15 protein-coding genes are annotated in these 18,489 nt (G+C 47.4%); 7 read left to right on the top strand and 8 right to left on the bottom strand.

The genetic code is table 11. The features are described from left to right. The first annotated feature begins 46 nt into the window (after positions 1–46). Entirely contained in the window at positions 47–1,972 is a 1,926-nt protein-coding gene (locus M1D72_RS12425; RefSeq protein WP_456297067.1) for an oxidoreductase, read from the top strand. A 61-nt stretch (positions 1,973–2,033) separates the two neighbouring features. Here the strand turns inward: M1D72_RS12425 and M1D72_RS12420 are convergent, their stop codons facing one another. Next, positions 2,034–2,930 carry a LysR family transcriptional regulator gene (locus M1D72_RS12420; protein WP_456297066.1) on the bottom strand — a complete coding sequence of 299 codons (897 nt, stop codon included), beginning with the start codon at positions 2,928–2,930 and terminating at the stop codon, positions 2,034–2,036. A 306-nt stretch (positions 2,931–3,236) separates the two neighbouring features. Here M1D72_RS12420 and M1D72_RS12415 point away from each other — a divergent pair, with 306 nt between their 5' ends. After that, positions 3,237–4,268 (top strand): LacI family DNA-binding transcriptional regulator, encoded by a 1,032-nt coding sequence (locus M1D72_RS12415; RefSeq protein WP_456297065.1) that lies wholly within the window; start codon positions 3,237–3,239, stop codon positions 4,266–4,268. Between the two features lie 65 nt (positions 4,269–4,333). On the opposite strand, the gene M1D72_RS12410 is transcribed toward M1D72_RS12415, so the two are convergent. The 4 genes from M1D72_RS12410 to M1D72_RS12395 all read right to left on the bottom strand — a co-directional run bounded on the left by M1D72_RS12410 (position 4,334) and on the right by M1D72_RS12395 (position 10,217). Continuing rightward, on the bottom strand, positions 4,334–5,761 hold the full coding sequence (locus tag M1D72_RS12410) for a carbohydrate porin (RefSeq protein WP_456297064.1): 1,428 nt from the start codon (positions 5,759–5,761) through the stop codon (positions 4,334–4,336). Between the two features lie 197 nt (positions 5,762–5,958). Further along, the gene (locus M1D72_RS12405; RefSeq protein WP_456297063.1) at positions 5,959–7,362 is read right to left on the bottom strand and encodes a glycoside hydrolase family 1 protein; all 1,404 of its coding nucleotides are present in this window, start codon (positions 7,360–7,362) and stop codon (positions 5,959–5,961) included. Between the two features lie 143 nt (positions 7,363–7,505). Further along, positions 7,506–8,894, bottom strand: a complete 1,389-nt coding sequence (locus tag M1D72_RS12400; RefSeq protein ID WP_456297062.1) for a PTS transporter subunit EIIC — start codon at positions 8,892–8,894, stop codon at positions 7,506–7,508. Between the two features lie 399 nt (positions 8,895–9,293). Next, complete coding sequence (locus M1D72_RS12395) at positions 9,294–10,217, bottom strand: LysR family transcriptional regulator (protein ID WP_456297061.1); 924 nt, start codon at positions 10,215–10,217, stop codon at positions 9,294–9,296. Between the two features lie 108 nt (positions 10,218–10,325). Between M1D72_RS12395 and M1D72_RS12390 the strand changes: the two genes are divergently transcribed. Then, complete coding sequence (locus M1D72_RS12390) at positions 10,326–10,775, top strand: nuclear transport factor 2 family protein (RefSeq protein WP_456297060.1); 450 nt, start codon at positions 10,326–10,328, stop codon at positions 10,773–10,775. Positions 10,776–10,817: 42 nt separating this feature from the next. Then, the gene (locus M1D72_RS12385; RefSeq protein ID WP_456297059.1) at positions 10,818–11,765 is read left to right on the top strand and encodes an LLM class oxidoreductase; all 948 of its coding nucleotides are present in this window, start codon (positions 10,818–10,820) and stop codon (positions 11,763–11,765) included. A 45-nt stretch (positions 11,766–11,810) separates the two neighbouring features. Here the strand turns inward: M1D72_RS12385 and M1D72_RS12380 are convergent, their stop codons facing one another. Beyond that, positions 11,811–12,743, bottom strand: a complete 933-nt coding sequence (locus M1D72_RS12380; RefSeq protein ID WP_456297058.1) for a LysR family transcriptional regulator — start codon at positions 12,741–12,743, stop codon at positions 11,811–11,813. 107 nt (positions 12,744–12,850) lie between these two features. Between M1D72_RS12380 and M1D72_RS12375 the strand changes: the two genes are divergently transcribed. The 3 genes from M1D72_RS12375 (at position 12,851) to M1D72_RS12365 (ending at position 16,830) form a co-directional block, all read left to right on the top strand. Continuing rightward, positions 12,851–13,903: an MBL fold metallo-hydrolase gene (locus tag M1D72_RS12375; protein ID WP_456297057.1), complete on the top strand. Its 1,053-nt coding sequence runs from the start codon at positions 12,851–12,853 to the stop codon at positions 13,901–13,903. 213 nt (positions 13,904–14,116) lie between these two features. Then, entirely contained in the window at positions 14,117–14,548 is a 432-nt protein-coding gene (nsrR, locus tag M1D72_RS12370) for a nitric oxide-sensing transcriptional repressor NsrR (protein WP_390190624.1), read from the top strand. A gap of 173 nt (positions 14,549–14,721) precedes the next feature. Beyond that, positions 14,722–16,830: a TonB-dependent receptor gene (locus tag M1D72_RS12365; RefSeq protein ID WP_456297056.1), complete on the top strand. Its 2,109-nt coding sequence runs from the start codon at positions 14,722–14,724 to the stop codon at positions 16,828–16,830. 55 nt (positions 16,831–16,885) lie between these two features. On the opposite strand, the gene M1D72_RS12360 is transcribed toward M1D72_RS12365, so the two are convergent. Both M1D72_RS12360 and M1D72_RS12355 read right to left on the bottom strand, forming a co-directional pair. Beyond that, complete coding sequence (locus tag M1D72_RS12360) at positions 16,886–17,659, bottom strand: IucA/IucC family C-terminal-domain containing protein (RefSeq protein ID WP_456297055.1); 774 nt, start codon at positions 17,657–17,659, stop codon at positions 16,886–16,888. Position 17,660: 1 nt separating this feature from the next. Next, positions 17,661–18,476, bottom strand: coding sequence for an ABC transporter ATP-binding protein (locus M1D72_RS12355; protein WP_456297054.1), 816 nt, complete (start codon positions 18,474–18,476; stop codon positions 17,661–17,663). Positions 18,477–18,489 lie beyond the last annotated feature (13 nt).

Here is an 18,489-nt window from a genome sequence, read left to right as displayed (position 1 = left end):
ACATTTCTAATTTGATTATTACTATTAATTTCTAAGTGAGCACACTATGTTAAAAAAAGTTTTTGAACCAATTACGATTGGCAATATGGTGGTAAAAAACCGCTTTGTAGTCCCACCGATGGTTTCTAACTACGCAGCCGAAAATGGGCACTGTACCGAACAATTTATCGCGTACCACGAAGAAAAAGCCCGCGGTGGTTGGGGCCTCATTATTGTCGAAGACTACAAAATAAACCCACAAGCAGGTGGCTTTATCAGATTGCCGGGCTTGTGGTTGGATGAGCAAATTGATAGCCACCGAGCGTTAACCACTCGCGTTCATGCTCACGGTGCAAAAATCGCAGCGCAAATCTACCATGCTGGACGTGAAACCAGCGCTGACATCACCGGTGTACAGCCGGTTGCCCCGTCCGCCATTCCGGATCCGGTGGTCAATGCGATGCCTCGCGAATTAACCGTCGAGGAGATTAACGAGCTTGTCGAACAGTTTGGTGACACCGCATTACGCGCCAAAAAAGCGGGCTTTGATGCGGTAGAAATTCACGGCGCACACGGTTACTTGGTCAACCAATTTATGTCTCCGTTCTCCAACAAACGAACCGACCAATATGGCGGTACAATTTTAAATCGCGCACGCTTTGCACTGGAAATCATTGCCAATATTCGCGCTAAAGTGGGAAATGACTACCCTCTCATCTACCGCATGTCGGTCAATGAGTTCGTTGAAGGCGGATTAACCACAGAGGACAACAAAGTCGTCGCGATGCTTTTGGAAGACGCTGGGATCAATTTGATTCATGCCTCGAACGGGGTTTACGCTAGTACCGAAGCGATCATTCCACCGACCGCAGTCGGCCATGCGTGGAGTGCAAACATCAGTGAAGAACTCAAAAAAGTGGTCGATATTCCCGTCATCGCGGTGGGAAGAATTAATGATCCGCTGATTGCTGAATCCGTGATTCGCGCCAAACAAGCCGATATGGTGTCTATGGGACGCAGTTCGCTGGCCGACCCACACTTACCCAATAAAGCACAAGCCGGACAATTTGACGATATCATTCGCTGCATTGGCTGCTTGCAAGGCTGTATACAGCGCAACGCGCAGCAACTGCCCATCAAATGTTTGGTCAACCCAGTGACGGGCCATGAGTCGGAGCGTCAACTCACACCTGCCGAGCAATCAAAAAAAGTGGTTATCGTCGGTGGTGGAATAGCCGGCATGGAAGCGGCGATCGTTGCTGCCAAACGAGGCCATCACGTTGAGCTTTTTGAAAAACATAGCAAACTCGGCGGGCAATGGGCGCTTGCGGCCATTCCTCCAACCAAAGAAGAGCTCAGTTCGTTCACTGTATGGCAAGTCCATCAACTCAACGCATTAGGGGTGGTGATTCACCTCAACACCACGCTTACCCCACAATTGATTGAAGCGATACAACCAGACTCCGTGATTCTCGCCACTGGTGCCCTGCCGTTTGTCCCCAATATTGAGGGGAAAGACCTAGCACATGTATTGAATGCCAATGATGTGTTGCAGGGCAGCGCAGAGACTGGCCATAACGTGGTGGTGATTGGCGGCGGTCTGGTTGGGTCAGAAACCGCAGCGCACTTAGCGAATCATGGGCGCCGAGTTTCGATTATCGAGATGAATGACGATATTTTTGTCGGTACGCCACACGCCACAAAGCACTATCTATTGAAGGACCTGCGCGCCCACGATGTCGCGATTCACACCAACACCCAAGTCCAATCAATCGCGCCAGACTCTGTAACGGTGGTTGATGCCAAGGGCAACCCGCGCCGGCTTGAGGGCATCGATTCTGTTGTGATGGCCATTGGCTCACGCCCGGTTTCAGTGATTGAAAGCGAACTGAAAAAGTCGGTGCCAGAGGTCATTACCATCGGGGACGCGCTGCAAGTCAGAAAAGCAATGGAGGCGGTCGAAGAAGGCTACCTCGCCGGTATGGCGGTTTAACATTCACGCCCCGCGACGTTCAGTCGTGGGGCTTACGCTCTTCATCCACCGATGACGCTGGCTACTCGTAGTGAATCTTTAATGCGTCACGAATCAAAGAAAATGCCGGGGATGGCTGACGCCGGCTTGGATAATAAAGGTAATAGCCATCAAATGGATCACACCATTCTTCGAGAACAGCCACTAACTCCCCACTGTCCAGTTCTGCGTGAATCTCACCTTGCGGTACGAACGCAATACCCAGCCCTCGTTTGGCAGCGTCGATCATCGCAGTGGTGGTATTGAACGTCAATTGCCCATCAACACGAACATTGTATTCTTTGCCATCGCGGTCAAACTCCCAAACATAGAGACTGTCATGCGTCGGAAATCGCATGTTAATGCAGTTATGCTCGGCAAGATGCTCCAATGTTTGCGGTTTGCCGTTTTTTGCAAAGTACTCCGGTGAAGCCACCGCTGCCATGCGCATTTTCGGGCCGATCGGCACAGCGATCATATCTTTGTCTATGGTGTCGCCAAGCCGAATACCCGCGTCAAATCGGTCAGCAACAATGTCGCGAAAGCCATAGTTAATATCAAATTCAACTTTGATATCAGGATACTCTTTTAATAACTTCTCCAACTTCGGCAACAGGATTTCATTAACCACACCACCGCCACAGGTAATACGCACTGTGCCAGCGGGTTTATCACGCATTTCAGTCAGCGCATCCAGCGCCATTTCCATTTCATCCAAGCGCGTGCCAATCGACTCTAACAGCCGCTCACCCGCCGGTGTTGTAGAGACGCTACGTGTGGTTCGAGTAAGTAGGCGTATGCCAAGATGTTCTTCCAAATTGCTCATGGCTTGGCTGAGCGCTGACTGCGTGAGACCCAATTGAGCCGCAGCGCGAGTGAAACTTTTAGCCCGAGCAACATGCGCAAAGTAGAGCAGATCATTGAGGTTTCGTTTCGCCATCCGTGACTCCATTAATTAGCATAACTAATTATCTTTTAATGTATTTATTAGCAAGTACACTCTTTTACCGAATAAACTGACGATGGTAAAGCCATTGTTTTATCGCTTGGCTGCGGTTGTTCAACGCTCATAAACCAAGCAGTAGTGCCTAACTGTTCGCATTTACCATAAACAGACGCGAAGTAAAGCTAAAGTGGCGCAAAAATCGTTAAAAATTAAATCATTATTCGTGATATGCAAATTGTATTTTCCTGATGATTACATTACATTAACCCGTTGATTAGTTTTGTTTGAGACCGAGAAATCATGGCAACAATACAGGATGTTGCTCGCCGAGTTGGTGTATCCAAATCGACGGTATCTAAAGTGTTAAATGGCACTGGACGTGTATCTGATGCGACCAAAAAAGCGGTCCATGACGCCGTTAAGGCGCTCGATTATCGCCCTAACCTCCTTGCCCAGTCACTAACCAAGCAAACCACTGACACGATTGGCCTAATCATTCCACGTGGTTACAACATGTCTCAATACATTACGCGCTTGATCAATATGGCGCAGGAACTCGCCAATCAAGCCGGTAAGTTTTTGATGATTACGCAGGTTGATGGCAACGATATTGAAAGCGGTATTCAGTCAATCCACAAATTGGTCGATCGTCGCTGCGATGGCATTTTGTATTATAAAAGCTCTCAAATCGAGAATACCGACGTTGTCGCACGTCTTGAATCGGTGATTGATGACCTGCCTATTCCGCTTGTGGTGCTCAACGCCCACTTACCTAATAAGCCCGACCACTGCGTTTGGTTTGACCATACTGCGACCGCTCGTTTAGCGGTAGATTATTTGATTTCACAAGGCCATCAGAGAATCGGTTATATTACGGGTCAACTCAACCTGCAAACGTCAAGAGCCCGTCTTCAGGGCTATCAGCAAGCGTGTCTTGAGTCAGGAGCTGAGGTTAATCCTTATTTAATTATCGAGAGTGCCAACTGCCACTATTCAGGCGGTTACGAATCCTGTAAACAACTCATTCAGCGTCAAGAACCATTTACTGCTCTGTGTTGCTTTAACGATGCTATGGCGATTGGCGCGATGAAAGCGCTGCGAGAGCATGGCATTGACGTTCCGAAACAAGTTTCTGTGTTTGGATTGGATAACGATGATGTCGATGATTTTATCGATCCGCCCTTGTCGTCAATTGCAATGCCTGTCGATGAAGTCATTTCCAACGCCGCACATTTGCTGTTTGAGCACATGAAAACCAATGAACCTGAATCCAATACTCGCTCACTGGTTGGAGAATTAGTGATTCGAGATTCGGTTCAAGCTTTGAATTGATCATTATATTGAAAGACAAAAGCCGCTCAACATTAAGCGGCTTATCCCTACGTTAAGCTTTTCAATTACCACCAAATATCAGCTTGTACACCGACACTTAACTGGTCATCTTCTCCTCTAGCAAAGCGAAAGTTTGACACCTCGTTGTCTAGACTCTGCATGTAATTCGCGTAAAAACGAATTTCGGGACGAGAACGCAACATACTGGTTGCGACTTTAAACGTATGAAATGCTGTCACTTTATAGCCACTCTCTTGATACGTATCCCCAGCGTATTTGTTGCGCTGATCAAAGTAGCCAAGTTCGATGCCCGTCTGATTGTATTGGTCCCAAATATAGGCCGGACGGACTACGGCGCGTAAGCTGCTGACATCTACATCCGCTTTGTTGCTATCACTAACATACGTATACAAATCTTGTCCGTGCGTCAAAACCAAGGCATGCGCCATAATCACATTGTGATCAAACCAATAGCTCTCCCCTTGCGAGAATAAGCGCAGTGCTGTAGCACCTTTGCTGTCGTTGAGCGCATAATCAGGATTGGGACCATCAATGCTGCCAAACGTACTGGCGATAGAATTGGTGGCGAAATGCACACCATACTGGGCAAAGCCACCTTGCGAGAAGTTTTGATTTAGCATCAAGACCGAGCTTAACGCATCACCAACCTCATAACCCACTAAATCTTCAACCTCGCTTTCACTATTCGGTAGTTGATATTTAGTATAAAAATCAACCGAAAGCGTATCACTGAGTTTCCAGCCCTTAAATCGAATATCCACGGCATTAGTGTTGAGCGTTTGCTCACTAGTGGTGGTAACGTCATGGGTTACGCCATCTGTATCAACATACGAATGGTCAACCTCAGTGCGGCTTGCATCAAAGTCTTCCCTCAGCAATGAAATGCCAAGTGTTGATGTTCCTACTTTAATATTATCTAATCCGACACCGCCACCAGCGGTCCCTTTATAGCCTTTCCAGTCAAGCAACTGAATTTCATAGTCAGCTTGTTTATGGCGCCCGACCCATAGCGCAGCATCAGGAAGGCCAGGAACAAACCCTTGGGTTTCAACGTATAGATCAGAAAACTGCAACGAGCTTTGATTATCAAAGCCAAACCCTTCCCAGCCGTGCTCCTGACCAACATTCCCATCGATCATCGCCACCGCTTTCACCATTCGGTCGTCTTGATGATAAACCCGATGTGCGACTTGCAAATCATACCAACCGGCAAAGGTATATCCATTTCCTAAGCGCCCCAAAGAGCCAATCGCGTATTGCTGCGGTGCGCCATTATTCGCCGTGGACCATCCTCCGCGAAAATAGCCAGAATACACCGTATCGCTGTTGTCATACTGAGTGAATTCAGGTAACGGTTTCGACCCAAGGCCGTCGGCAGCCAAACAAGTGTGGGTCAACGCCACACTAAAAGCTATCGCAGACAAACCAAAGTGGAGGCGTCGAGTTGGGTTCGCTATTTTATTATTTTTCATCGTATTACCATTTGTTTTATTGTTTTTAGGTCGAACGAATCCGCTTCATATTCAGGAGAGATATGAAGGGAACGTTCAACGGTTTGGGGGTACAGAGACCATGCCGATGCATGGAGTAAGGGATTGAGGACCACAAGCAACAATCCCTTATGATTAGCCCGTTGTAGGCAGTCACAACTGGCTGATTCTTTCACCTCCTACTGAGGGGATTTAAGTGCTTCACCTTGTGATTGAATCACCGATTGATACCAGGCAAAGCTTTTCTTCGGTGTACGCTCAAGCGTGCCATTACCTTGGTCGTCGCGGTCTACATAAATAAAGCCATAGCGTTTCGACATTTGCGCGGTAGACGCACTGATAAGGTCAATAGGGCCCCATGAGGTATAGCCCATCACCTCAACCCCGTCTTGAATCGCTTCACCCACTTGATAGAGGTGATCGTTGATGAAATCGATGCGATAATCATCTTCAATGTCACCATTCGCATTCTTCATGTCCTTCGCGCCCAATCCATTTTCAACAATGAACAGCGGCAGTTGGTAACGATCGTAAAGAAAATTCAGCAAGTAACGCAGCCCGACGGGATCAATCTGCCATCCCCACTCCGATGCTTTAAGGTGCGGATTAGGGACCATTTGCAACATATTGGCATCGGCTGTGTCGGCGATTTCAGGATCGGCGCTCGCGCAGCCACTCATGTAATAACTAAAGGACACAAAATCGACCGTTTCTTTGAGAGCTTGTTTGTCTTCCTCAGTGATAGTGAGTTCAATACCCATGTCTTTGAATTTACGCGCCATATAACTTGGGTAGTACCCACGCACCTGAATATCGCCAAACATTAACCATTCACGGTTTTGCTGTAGCGTTTTCATCATATCGTTAGGATGGCAGGTCAATGGATAAAGCACGGCACCTAAAATCATGTTGCCGATCTTGGCATCAGGGATAAGCTCGTGACAGGCCTTAACCGCTTTGGCACTCGCGACCAACTGGTGGTGAATCGCTTGATAACGAGTCTGCTCATCGATATCACGTGGTAATCCAGCGCCAGTAAAGGGCTGATGTAATGTCACGTTAATTTCATTAAACGTCAGCCAATGTTTAACGCGATGCCCGAAGCGCTCAAAGACCACGCGAGCATATTTTTCAAACATTGGAATGACTTCACGACTAGCCCACCCTTGATACTCATTGGCGAGGTGTACGGGCATTTCATAGTGAGATAGCGTCAGCAGTGGCGTAATGTTATGCTTTTCCAACTCATCCAACAGTTTATCGTAATACGCAAGCCCTGCTTCATTTGGCTCAGCATCATTGCCGTTTGGAAAAATTCTCGTCCAAGCAATGGATAAACGTAACGTGGTAAACCCCATTTCAGCGAATAAAGCAATGTCCTGAGGGTAACGGTGATAAAAATCAATGCCGATGTCTTTGATATTAAAATCCCCAGGCTGACGCGTCACGGGTTCACCAAACGCTCCCTTGGGCTGAACATCGGACGTCGATAGCCCCTTGCCATCACTCACATGCGCACCTTCAACTTGGTTCGCGGCGACGGCACCACCCCATAGGAAAGAATCGGGAAAACGAAAACTCATGACAAATTTCTCCTCAAATTTAATGATGTTTACTAGCGACTAAAGGTAACCCCTTTACTCAATGCGAAACTCCATGCTTTATGATTGGGGTAAGAGTGGCGAAGCATAGAACACGGCACTCTTACCAGCTTGATATCAGTGAATTATGAGGTCACATTTGTGGTTTGTGGTGTGGATGCCACCGAACTATCCCGATACATCAAAAATGTCCCAACAAACGCCAACCCAAAACCGATAACGATGCCAACGACGTAAGTCGGGATAGGCTCAAACAGTGGAATGCCCGGTAAACTATGAAAGGCAAAGCCAACCATTTTGACGTTAAATGTTGCTTCAAACGCACCACCAATCGCACCAGCAATGACAACCACAGGAATCGTTTTTCGAAAGCGCATAATCAAACCGTAAATAATGGGTTCGGTGACCCCCGCGAGGAAACCTGACATTGCCGCCGGCCCAGCAATGGCTTTGATATTTTTATCTTTACTGCGCACCCATAGCGCTGTTGCCACGCCGATTTGTGCAAAAGTACAAGGCGCCCACATTGCGGCTATCGGGTCGCCGCCTAAGCCAATATTGGCGATGATGATGGGAACAATGCCCCAGTGCAGTCCAAATAAAACCAAGAACATCATCGAACCACCCACCACAGCACCGGTAAGAATACTGCTATGTGCAATCAACCAGTTCAAACCGTCAGCAATCCAGTTACCTAAATACACGCCGAATGGACCAAAAATTAACATCGTAATGGGCACGACCACCAACAAACTCACCATCGGGACCATGAACATTTGAATGTCTTTGGGACACACTTTTTTCATGCCTTTTTCGACCAAAGCCAATACAGCAACAGCAAAGAAGATCGGAAACACGCTGGAGGAATAATTGATAGCCAGAACAGGTAAACCCAAAAAGTCCGCAGGTTTGTCAATCAGCCCCGTAAAGTTAGGTTCTAACAATGCAGCGCCTATAGTGCCCCCGACAAAACCATTCGCTCCCAATTTGGTTGCGGCCGTGATTCCAAGCAAAATAGGTAGGAAATAAAACACCGCATTGGCTGCCGCCGAAAGAATTAAGTAGGTAGAATCCGTTTTTTCTAGCCAATGCAGCATCGCTAAGATAGACAACAATGCTTTTAGCATTCCGGCACCGGCTAGTGCACCAATCAAGGGTGACAAACTGCCAGAAATAAATTCAAACACCTGCCCCACCACGGAAACATTTGGTTTGTCCTTCGACGCCGTCGGAGTCTCATCGCCGGAGTCGAGCGGTTCGGTCTGTTGCTCATTCAACAACGCTTGCAACGCTTCATGCACATACGAAACCTGATTACCAATGATGACCTGAAATTGGCCACCGCTTTCAACCACGCTTAGGATGCCCTCTAGGTCTTTAAGCGCAGGTTTATTCGCTTTGGAATGATCGTTTAACGTAAAGCGCAGCCGTGTAGCACAATGCGTTAACGCGTTAATATTTTGTTTTCCGCCCACGAGAGGCAGCAAGGTTTTGGCAAAATGTTGGTAGTCCACGTCGGTATCCTAATCATGTTTTATTGTTATTTCAGGTAGGAGCTCCTTTCGGTATTTAAACTAAAGGGAAATCGGTTTCCCTTAAAGCGGTTAAAAATGAATCCGTGAAGATAATCACAAACAATTTATTGATAAGGCGAATGATTAACACGAAAGAACAGGAGTGAAATGAACAAACAGAAAAATACAAATAACCAAATAATTCAATTAGTTAACTAAAATTCATACCATTTTTGTCTTGGCTTTCAAATTTATCAAATCAACAGAAAATTCAAAATAAAGAAACCGATTTACCAAATTAATCCATTGAAATATAAGTAAATTAAAAAATAAAACCGGCTAAAAGAACGAGCTAACGCCAAACGGCGTTAGCTTATGCAAAAATGAGGGATGATGAGGCTACATGGAGTAGACGGACGTCGGCCTGCGAGCATCCTCAAGCAGTGCATCAATCACTAAACGTTGACGCGGTTTTAAATACCGCGAACGCGGCCATACAGCATGAATCGGCATTTCGGCACCGGCGTACTCTTCAAGCACCGCAACTAACGCACCACTTGAAAGATGTTGATGCACCAGCCAAGTTGGCAACTGAGAAATCCCAATCCCATCTAAAGCAGCGTTGACCATGGCATCACCATCACTGTAATCATAACGAGCTCGAATCACTTGAGAAAAAACATCACCATTAGCATTGCGAAATAACCAAGCAGGTTGAGAGCTGCGGCGGCTACCAATAATACAATCATGTTCGGTAAGCTCAGCAGGCTGCTTTGGAATGCCTTTCGCGGCTAGATAATCTGGGCTGGCACACACGACAAGTCGCTGGCGGCCTAGACAGCGGGCCACCAAATCTGCGTCATCTTCTAACGTGCCAATACGGACCACGAGATCAACGCCTTCATCAATTAAGTTAACCCGCCGCTCGCTAAAGCTCACTGAGAGATCAAGATTAGGATGCTGCTTGGCCAGACGCGATAAAATCGGCATCACATGTCGACGTCCAAACGCAGCCGGTAAGTGAATGTTCATTCGCCCAGACACCTGGCTGCTCCCGGCCACCACGCCTTGTTCTAAGCTTTCAATCTCATCCAATATGCCAATCCAGCCATCAAAGAAATGTTGACCTTCTGGAGTCGGGGTTAAGCTGCGCGTTGTGCGGTGCAATAACTTGGTGCCCAGCTTCTTTTCGAGTCGCGTGACACTTTTACCAACAGCAGAGCCCGTCAACCCTAAACGCTCCCCCGCCGCTGTAAATGAGCCGGTTCGCAAGGTTTCAACAAACTCAACGACTCCGGAAAATTGCGTTTCGATTATTTTCATTATAGAACCCAAGGATGAAATAAATGGAATTTAAACTGTATTATCATTTTTAAACAAGTCAATACAATAGCCTCTATCAATAAAAATCGCCAAACAACGAGGCTCAACATGACTGATATCAATCAACGTATTCATCAACTCTTAGACCGTGAAGAGATTCGCGCTTTGCGCCTACGCTATAGCCAACTACTCGATGGTGGGCAAGCCGAGCGTATGGGCGAAGTCTTCACTGAAGACGCAGAAGTCAAAGTCACCGTAGGTTCAATGAAAGGGCTTGAAGCGATAAAACAAGGGCTTGCCGATGCTTATCAGAGCTTTGATAGCCAAGGCCGTCAGCACTTTCCTTTTGTGCATGCCGTGACCAACCATGAGATCACCATCACCGGAGAAAACCAAGCGCAGGGCAGTTGCTATTTGTTGGACTTCGTTACTGACCGTGAAGCAAACCAGCATCCCTTTTTGCTGTTGGGCCGCTACGAAGATCAGTACGTTCGGGTCAACGGAGAGTGGCGAATCGCCTATACAGAATTAGATGTCGTTTGGCCAGAGCAAGCCTAATCGCGTCACGTTTATCCACACTACAATATAGGAGCCACGGTTATGAACGATGCTTCTTCTCAGCCGGCAAGCTTTTCACGCGTCTTTGCCGATAAAAAACTGAGTGTCGGGCTATTGACCCCACTAGAAGCGTACCCAAATACGCCCTTTCCGAACTTGGCACACCATCAAGATATCGCAAAACTGGCGGAAGACGCTGGATTTGCCAGTATTTGGCTACGTGATGTGCCATTTTATGATCCTAACTTTGGGGACGCCGCGCAGATCATCGACCCATTTGTCTATGCTGGATACCTTTCCGCTGTAACTCAGTCGATCACCCTAGGTACAGCTGGCGCCATTTTACCTCTGCGTGACCCAATTGCGGTTGCCAAACAAGCGGCGTCAGTAGATTTGCTGACCAATGGACGTTTTGTGCTTGGCGTATCAACGGGGGATCGTCCGGTCGAGTACCCAGCCTTTGGCAAAGACTTTGATAAACGCGGAGAAATGTATCGAGAGTCGGTGGAGATGATCAATACTCTGCACCAACAAAGCTTTCCACGCTTTCATTCTAAGCACTATGGTCAGCTTGCAGGCAGTTTAGATTTGCACCCAAAACCGGTGAATAAGCGGATCCCGATTATGGCAGTAGGTCGCTCTCGCCAGCCGATTGAGTGGTTAGCCAATAATGTTGATGCTTGGATATGGTCAGTGGATGATGAAAGTGCGATACGCGATATCATTGCCTCGCTGAACATCGCCGCCGAGGATAAACCTGCGCCTCACTATGGTTACGCGACCTTCTTTGATTTAGATGCGAATCCTGATGCGCCGTACCAACGATTTTATAACGTGGTTCGTATTGGTCGTAATGCGCTTATTGAGCGCTTGCTGTCGCACCAAGAACTCGGAGTAAACCACATCGCATTAAACCTAAAACCGTCTCGCCGTCCGGCCCAAGAGGTGATTGAAGAAATGGGGCAATACGTTCTGCCTCATTTAGGCTAACTGTGCATGCCAGCCCTGCAGACGGTGCTGGCATCATGGCTTATCTCAACTGGCGATACGTAAGTCAGCATTAAGCTTTCTATCCCAAGGCGAGACCGTACCGCCAAAGCGCTCGACCAAAAAATCAACCAACAAACGTAAATTCAGAGGCTGATGTTCGCGAGACAAATACACCGCGTGAATACCTAAAATCTCCGGTTGCTCATGGGTTAACAAAGGAATCAATTTACCTTGTTTAATCTGCTCTCCGATATAAAAAGTCGGTAGCATGCCTATCCCAGCGCCGCACAACACCGCTCGGCACACGGCGTCGGTTTCATTGCTTTGAAAATACCCCTTCACCGGAACCTCAACCAAACTCTGATTCTGAATAAACCGATAATGCCGATGGTTCCCTGCCACATGGGTAATACAGTAGTGATTCTGCAGATCATCCAAGCTACTCGGTTTGCCGTGCTTCGCAACATAGTCTGGCGAGGCACACAATACCGAATGACACATCGCTAGTGGCCGAGCAATTAATGTTGGATCCAACGTATTGGTAATTTTAATCGCTAAATCAAGCCGATCTTTTACCAAATTAGCATGGTTGTGCCCTACCGATAAAATGATCTCTATCTTCGGATAACGGTGTTGAAACTCCACCAAGGCCTGAGTGAGTTGTGCGTCGGCAAACGATCCTGATGAGGCGACTCTGAGCACGCCAACAGGCTCTTGGCTACGCTCCATAGCGATGTTCTTGGCATCCTCTACCGCTAATAGCATTTTCTTACATGCCGGTAACGTTGCAACACCCGCATCAGTCAAACTCACCTTACGTGTGGTGCGATGCAACAGCCGGGCACCAAACCACTGTTCTATCGCCGCAAGATAACGGCTGACCATTGCCGTCGACATATTTAAATGCTCCGCAGCTTTGGTCAAACTCCCCTGCTCAGCGATCTCTATAAACACTTTTGCCGCAGTTAGTCGGTCCATTATCTCATCTCACGCAATAATCAATTTACTGAAGTGGAATTTATCAAACGCCCTTGGCTGTATACAGTGACCCACACTAAAAAGTAAAAAATTTTAAGGGAATTATTATGTTAAAACTTCATCGTTTGGCTTATTCGACTCTTGCTATTGGTTTATTAGCCGCCTGTTCTTCCACCAGCAGTGCGATACCTGAAGCACCTTCAACCGTTGGCGCAAGTTATGTCCAAGCCTCAAGTACTAAAGCGCTACAACCGGGCGAAAAAGTGGCCAACCTCTTTCAACTTAATATGAAAACGCCTTACGTTTTGCAACGTTTGACTGACCGGACTTACTGGTATGAATCAGGGTTTTACGCCACCATTTTTTATGTTGGTGACCAAGGTGTATTACTGTTTGATCCACTGGAACAACGCGCTGAACCGATCTTAGAATCGATTCGCTCGGTTACCGACAAGCCGATCACTGCCATCGTCTATTCACACGATCACGCGGATCACCTAGCGGCCACAGGCCCACTGCTAGAGATGCTAAAAACCACACAAAGCCAAACTCCTGAGATCATTGCATCGCAAGCGACTGCCGAAAAAATGCAGCTACTGGGCAGCCATCTTCCGCGCCCGACCAAAGTCATTCCATGGCCTGATGGCAAGTTCAAATTTGAAAACTTAGACGTTGAGCTTCACGGCTTTGAACACGCCGCTCATACCGACGATCACGCTGCTTGGTTGTTGGTGAATGAACGGGTCTTGCACGCCCCAGATTTGCTTAACGCCGACCAGCCCCCGTTTTGGAACTTTGCTGGCTCAGAGCGTTTCACGTTTCTAGTCGATAATTTGAACACCGCCAATGCCCTCGATTGGGATTACTTTAACGGGGGGCACGGCAACGTTGGGTCTCATGCCGACTTTGCATTTCACCTGAAATTCATCTCAGACTTAAAGGCCGCAGTTGGTAAAGCAATGGGCGAAGTACCGTTTGGATACGGTGTGGATCCCGATAAGATCAATGCCCACACCGTTATGCTACCCACTTGGTACGATGAAATTGCCAAGCGTGCAACCGATGCGCTTCGTCCCACTTATGGCGACTATTACGGCTTTGAAACCGCCACTCCGGCCAACGCAGAAATGATGGCTGAGTACCTTTACAGTTACCGTTAATCCATTTATCCACGCCTTTTAGCGCCTTGTTAAGCAAGGCGCTCTTTTTATCTTTCTGCGTCTCTGACCTTGCAACAACAGCATGAAAATGCCGAGTGTTATCAGTACGATATGCGCAACCTGTGCCATAGTTTTACAACCTTAATTTGGCAAATTGTACCTTAATATGGCGTTATGAATTACACTCATGTTCTTTGCGCGATAGGTTTCATTATGCAACTGACAAGTTTTACTGACTACGCACTCCGAACGCTGATTTATGTCGCTTCTCTTAATGATGAACGGCTGACCAATATCAGCGAAATTACTGAGTTGCTTGGTGTTCAACGCAGTCATATGATGAAAATCGTCAACAAACTGGCTCAGCTTGATTACTTAGAAACCATTCGCGGGCGTCATGGTGGAATACGACTTAAAATGCCCGCAGAACAGATTTATGTGGGTAAACTGATGCGCGACATTGAGCCACTGAATTTGATTAATTGCTCTCCAGAGTTTTGTAGCATCACCTCAGCCTGCCGACTAAAAAATAAAATCGAACAAGCGAAAGTGGCGTTTCTCAGTGAGTTAGACGAATGTTCTATTCTATCACTTGTCGAAAACAACGAAGAGCTGATGATTCTGCTCGCTCCTGCCAAGCCCTAGTATTTCTCTCCCCCTAAGCTGGGTGTCTTGGTGTATCAATACGCTTTGCACTCGTCTTCCAGTATTCATAAATGTTCTTAGTTATAAGTGTTTAGTTTCGTCTTGTTAAAATCTATTGATGATATTAGTTATCGTTTACATTATCATTTACATAAATTTACAAGGAGAGTCTAATGTCACTTTCAAAATCTGCCGCTCGTTTATTTATTTTAACGCCACTGGCTTGTGCTGTTGCGTCGCCATTTGCCATCGCTGAAGACGATGATGCCGATATCGTCGTGATCGCATCAAGCCGAACCGATTCAATTAAAGCCAACACACCTCAAGTTGTTACCGTGATTTCTCGTGAACAAATTGAGCAGCAACTGGCCTTTACTACGGATAGTTCACAAGTTTTATCCAACCTGCTGCCAAGCTATTCGCCGAATACTCAAAAACTCAATAACAGCAGCCAAACATTTCGTGGTCGCTCGGTACTTTATATGATTGATGGCGTGCCTCAATCTAACCCGTTACGTGAAGGCAGTCGTTCTGCACATACCATTGATCTCTCAATGGTGGAACGTATTGAGGTGATTCACGGTGCCAGTGCCATTCACGGCTTAGGGGCGACAGGCGGCATCATCAACTTTATTACCAAATCCAACAGCAGCGCCCAACCTTTAAAGCAACATATTAGCCTGCAGACAACCTCGGCGACAGAGAACATCGACAGCGATACCATGTCGTATAAGATCAACTATCAAGCTCAAGGCGCAACCGACGATTTCGATTATCTCGTGGGGTTCGTCGGCGAACAACAAGGCGTATACCTTGACTCTGATGGCGACTACATCGGTGCGGCGACCGTTCGCGGCGATATTATGGACTCAAAAAGCTACGATGCATTTGTTAAGTTAGGTTACTGGCTTGATGACGACCGTGACCTTCAATTCTCTTACAATCGTTACCAGCTCAAAGGCCAACAAAACTTTGTGAGTGTCAGCGGTGACCGAGACAATGGCATTGCCACCTCTTCAGTCAAAGGGGCTCCTGAGGGAAAAGCCCCCTATAATAAGGTTCAAACTGTCAATCTGGTGTACACCGACCGCGATCTCGCAGGCATGAAGCTCAACGTGCAAACCTTCTACCAAGATTTTACGGGTCGCTATGGCGCCACAACGTCCTCAAGCTTTCAGTACCCTAGCACACCGGACACCATCTACGACCAATCACAAAACGAGTCCGAGAAGTTTGGCGCGAAGTTGTTGCTGTCGAAAAGCGGATTGTTTGATGACAAACTCAAAGTCTCAACTGGGCTAGATTTATTGCGAGATACCACCAGCCAACAATTGATTTTAACCAATCGCAGCTATGTACCAGAAACCACGTACGATAACTACGCGCCGTTTCTGCAGCTTGAGTTGACACCCATTGAATCACTTTCTCTTCAAGCGGGAGTACGTTATGAACACGCAGTGCTGGATATCGATACGTACCAAACCGTCGCGGCGCGTAATGGCGTGACCGTACAAGGTGGAAAACCGGATTTCGATGAAACCGTGTATAACGCCGGCGCCGTTTATCACTTAACACCTGAAGTCAGCGTGTTTGCCAACTATTCTCAAGGTTTTGGCATGCCTGACGTAGGTCGCGTACTTCGTGGCGTGAGCACCACAGGCGAAGATGTTGATGATCTGATCGACCTCTCACCGATTGTAACAGACAACTACGAAGGCGGTTTGCGCTTTAATAACCAAAGTGTTGATTTTGAAATCAGTTACTATGAATCCAATTCTGATTTAGGCAGCCGCATTGAAGAAAATAATGGGCTGTATACCGTTAAGCGCGAGAAGAAAGAGATTCATGGTGTTGAAACATCCCTGGCGTGGCGTATCAATCCTGCCCACACAATGGATATCGGCTACTCATACATTCAAGGGAAATCGGATACTGATGGTGATGGCTCTGTCGATACCAAACTGTCTGGCGCTTCCATTCCACCAAACCGTCTACGTGTTGCGTGGACAGCGCGATGGAACGAAACGCTGTCTTCTATGTTGCAAGCCAATCATGCCTTTGACCGAAGCTTTGATGATGAAGAACTTGAGTTTGATGGTTACACCTTAGTTGACGCTTCAGTCGGTTATCAATTACCCGTCGGTAAGCTAAGCGTCTCCATCGCTAACCTGCTCAACGAAGATTACTTCACTTACTATTCGCAAAGTGCCTACAAGAACGACGACTTCTACTTTAAAGGTCGCGGACGCACGGTAAGCTTGGCGTATAGCCTCAACTTCTAATCGGTTCACTGGAACCAGGCGTAAAACGCACGGCCATGACCGTGCGTTTTTTATGTCAGCCTTTCGGATTTTTCTTCAAAAGCAGCGGACAAGTAGAACAGTACTCGGCAGGTTGCGTCGCTTGGTAATAATAGCAACATGTGCGTCGCATGCGTACAGGCTCAGCATGCTCAATGTACTGGCGCTTTGGCCGATAAAAACGCGTCAGTGGGTTTTCTTCAAGCCCAAAAATAGTGTGATTGTGCGCATCGACAATAAACGCGAAATCCGCTTCAGCCTGATCGCGATCATGCCCATCAACCGCCGGCAAAATGCGCCGCTCATAGATGCTAAAGACTCTCACCGCGACGTTTTCCCATAAAATACGCGTGGAAATCCCTGTTAAGCGATGAAAGTGAGTCACTAATGGCGTCAAATGGTGAGCAAACACCTGTTTTAATAGCGCCTCGCGCCATTGGCGGCGACATCCTTGCAAGGGGAATATCGCCGTCTCCAAGATAGGTAAGCCGGAGCGCCAAAGCCGGTGTTGCAGTTGATACTCAAAACTGCAGTTCTCAATATGACCATTAATGCCTTTATTGAATACCGACATTGCATACAGTGTCGGCGCGAGCAATAAAAACGCGCTGCGCTTAATCACCAGCGATGCGGTGACCGCCAATGTCGGCGCCCCTAATTCAGGACAAATCGATTCTAAAATCTCCAGCGCATGTTGCGAATTCAATAGGTGCGAAGCATGCGTCGACCACCGCGCATCACGCGCTTGCCATGGCTTAAGGCCAAAGGTTGAAAGCTTTTGCCATTCGTCTCGTGTGAATTGGTGCATCATATTAGACGTGGCTGAGCTTGCGGCCTTTGCCTTTGGGTACGCACATTGGCGTTCCAAACAAAGGATCTTGCGTTAAATGACAGTCCATATCGAATACTGCTTTGACCATATCGACATCTAAAATCTCTTCGGGCGGGCCTTGACGAAACACTTCTCCGTCTTTCACCGCAACCATTTGATGAGCATAGCGACACGCCAAATTAAGATCGTGGAGCACCATGACAATAGTGGTCTTCTGGGTGCGATTGAGCTCAAACAGCAAGTCTAAAATTTCGATTTGGTGGGTCAGATCGAGATATGTGGTAGGCTCATCCAATAGCAAAACGTCGGTTTGCTGAGCAAGCGCCATGGCGATCCAAGCGCGTTGTCGCTGACCACCTGACAACGTTTCTACAGCGCGATGAGAAAGCGCCAGCATGTTGGTTGCTTTTAATGCCTGCTGCACTAACTGCTCGTCATGTTCTGTCCAACTTTGTAACCAACTTTGATGAGGATAGCGCCCTTGACGAACCAACTGTTCAACGCTCAACCCTTCGGGGGCAATCGGCCCTTGCGGCAAGATCGCCAGTTGGCGTGCAACCTGTTTACCTGGGATTTGGTGCAAGTTTTGTTGATTGAGAAAGATATCGCCAGAAAGTGGCGTCAGCAGCCTTGCCATCGATTTCAATAACGTCGACTTACCACACCCATTGGCGCCCACCAAGACCGTAATTTGGTTGGGTTCGATATTTAAATCCAGAGACTGAATGATGGTCGTTTGCTGGTATCCCAGCACCAGTTCTTTGGTCGCCAGTGGGCTCGAAGGTTTGGTTGTCATGATGAATATCCCT

This window comes from Vibrio sp. AK197 (assembly GCF_053903115.1).
This window is presented reverse-complemented; position numbering and strand designations above follow the sequence as displayed.

Excerpts from the sequence above, each read along its gene's own strand:
- M1D72_RS12405 (WP_456297063.1), bottom strand. The coding sequence starts at position 7,362 with ATGAGTTTTCGTTTTCCCGATTCTTTCCTATGGGGTGGTGCCGTCGCC.
- M1D72_RS12355 (WP_456297054.1), bottom strand. The coding sequence starts at position 18,476 with ATGACAACCAAACCTTCGAGCCCACTGGCGACCAAAGAACTGGTGCTG.
- M1D72_RS12360 (WP_456297055.1), bottom strand. The coding sequence starts at position 17,659 with ATGATGCACCAATTCACACGAGACGAATGGCAAAAGCTTTCAACCTTT.
- nsrR (WP_390190624.1), top strand. The coding sequence starts at position 14,117 with ATGCAACTGACAAGTTTTACTGACTACGCACTCCGAACGCTGATTTAT.
- M1D72_RS12425 (WP_456297067.1), top strand. The coding sequence starts at position 47 with ATGTTAAAAAAAGTTTTTGAACCAATTACGATTGGCAATATGGTGGTA.
- M1D72_RS12380 (WP_456297058.1), bottom strand. The coding sequence starts at position 12,743 with ATGGACCGACTAACTGCGGCAAAAGTGTTTATAGAGATCGCTGAGCAG.
- M1D72_RS12420 (WP_456297066.1), bottom strand. The coding sequence starts at position 2,930 with ATGGCGAAACGAAACCTCAATGATCTGCTCTACTTTGCGCATGTTGCT.
- M1D72_RS12390 (WP_456297060.1), top strand. The coding sequence starts at position 10,326 with ATGACTGATATCAATCAACGTATTCATCAACTCTTAGACCGTGAAGAG.
- M1D72_RS12410 (WP_456297064.1), bottom strand. The coding sequence starts at position 5,761 with ATGAAAAATAATAAAATAGCGAACCCAACTCGACGCCTCCACTTTGGT.
- M1D72_RS12385 (WP_456297059.1), top strand. The coding sequence starts at position 10,818 with ATGAACGATGCTTCTTCTCAGCCGGCAAGCTTTTCACGCGTCTTTGCC.
- M1D72_RS12365 (WP_456297056.1), top strand. The coding sequence starts at position 14,722 with ATGTCACTTTCAAAATCTGCCGCTCGTTTATTTATTTTAACGCCACTG.
- M1D72_RS12415 (WP_456297065.1), top strand. The coding sequence starts at position 3,237 with ATGGCAACAATACAGGATGTTGCTCGCCGAGTTGGTGTATCCAAATCG.
- M1D72_RS12395 (WP_456297061.1), bottom strand. The coding sequence starts at position 10,217 with ATGAAAATAATCGAAACGCAATTTTCCGGAGTCGTTGAGTTTGTTGAA.
- M1D72_RS12375 (WP_456297057.1), top strand. The coding sequence starts at position 12,851 with ATGTTAAAACTTCATCGTTTGGCTTATTCGACTCTTGCTATTGGTTTA.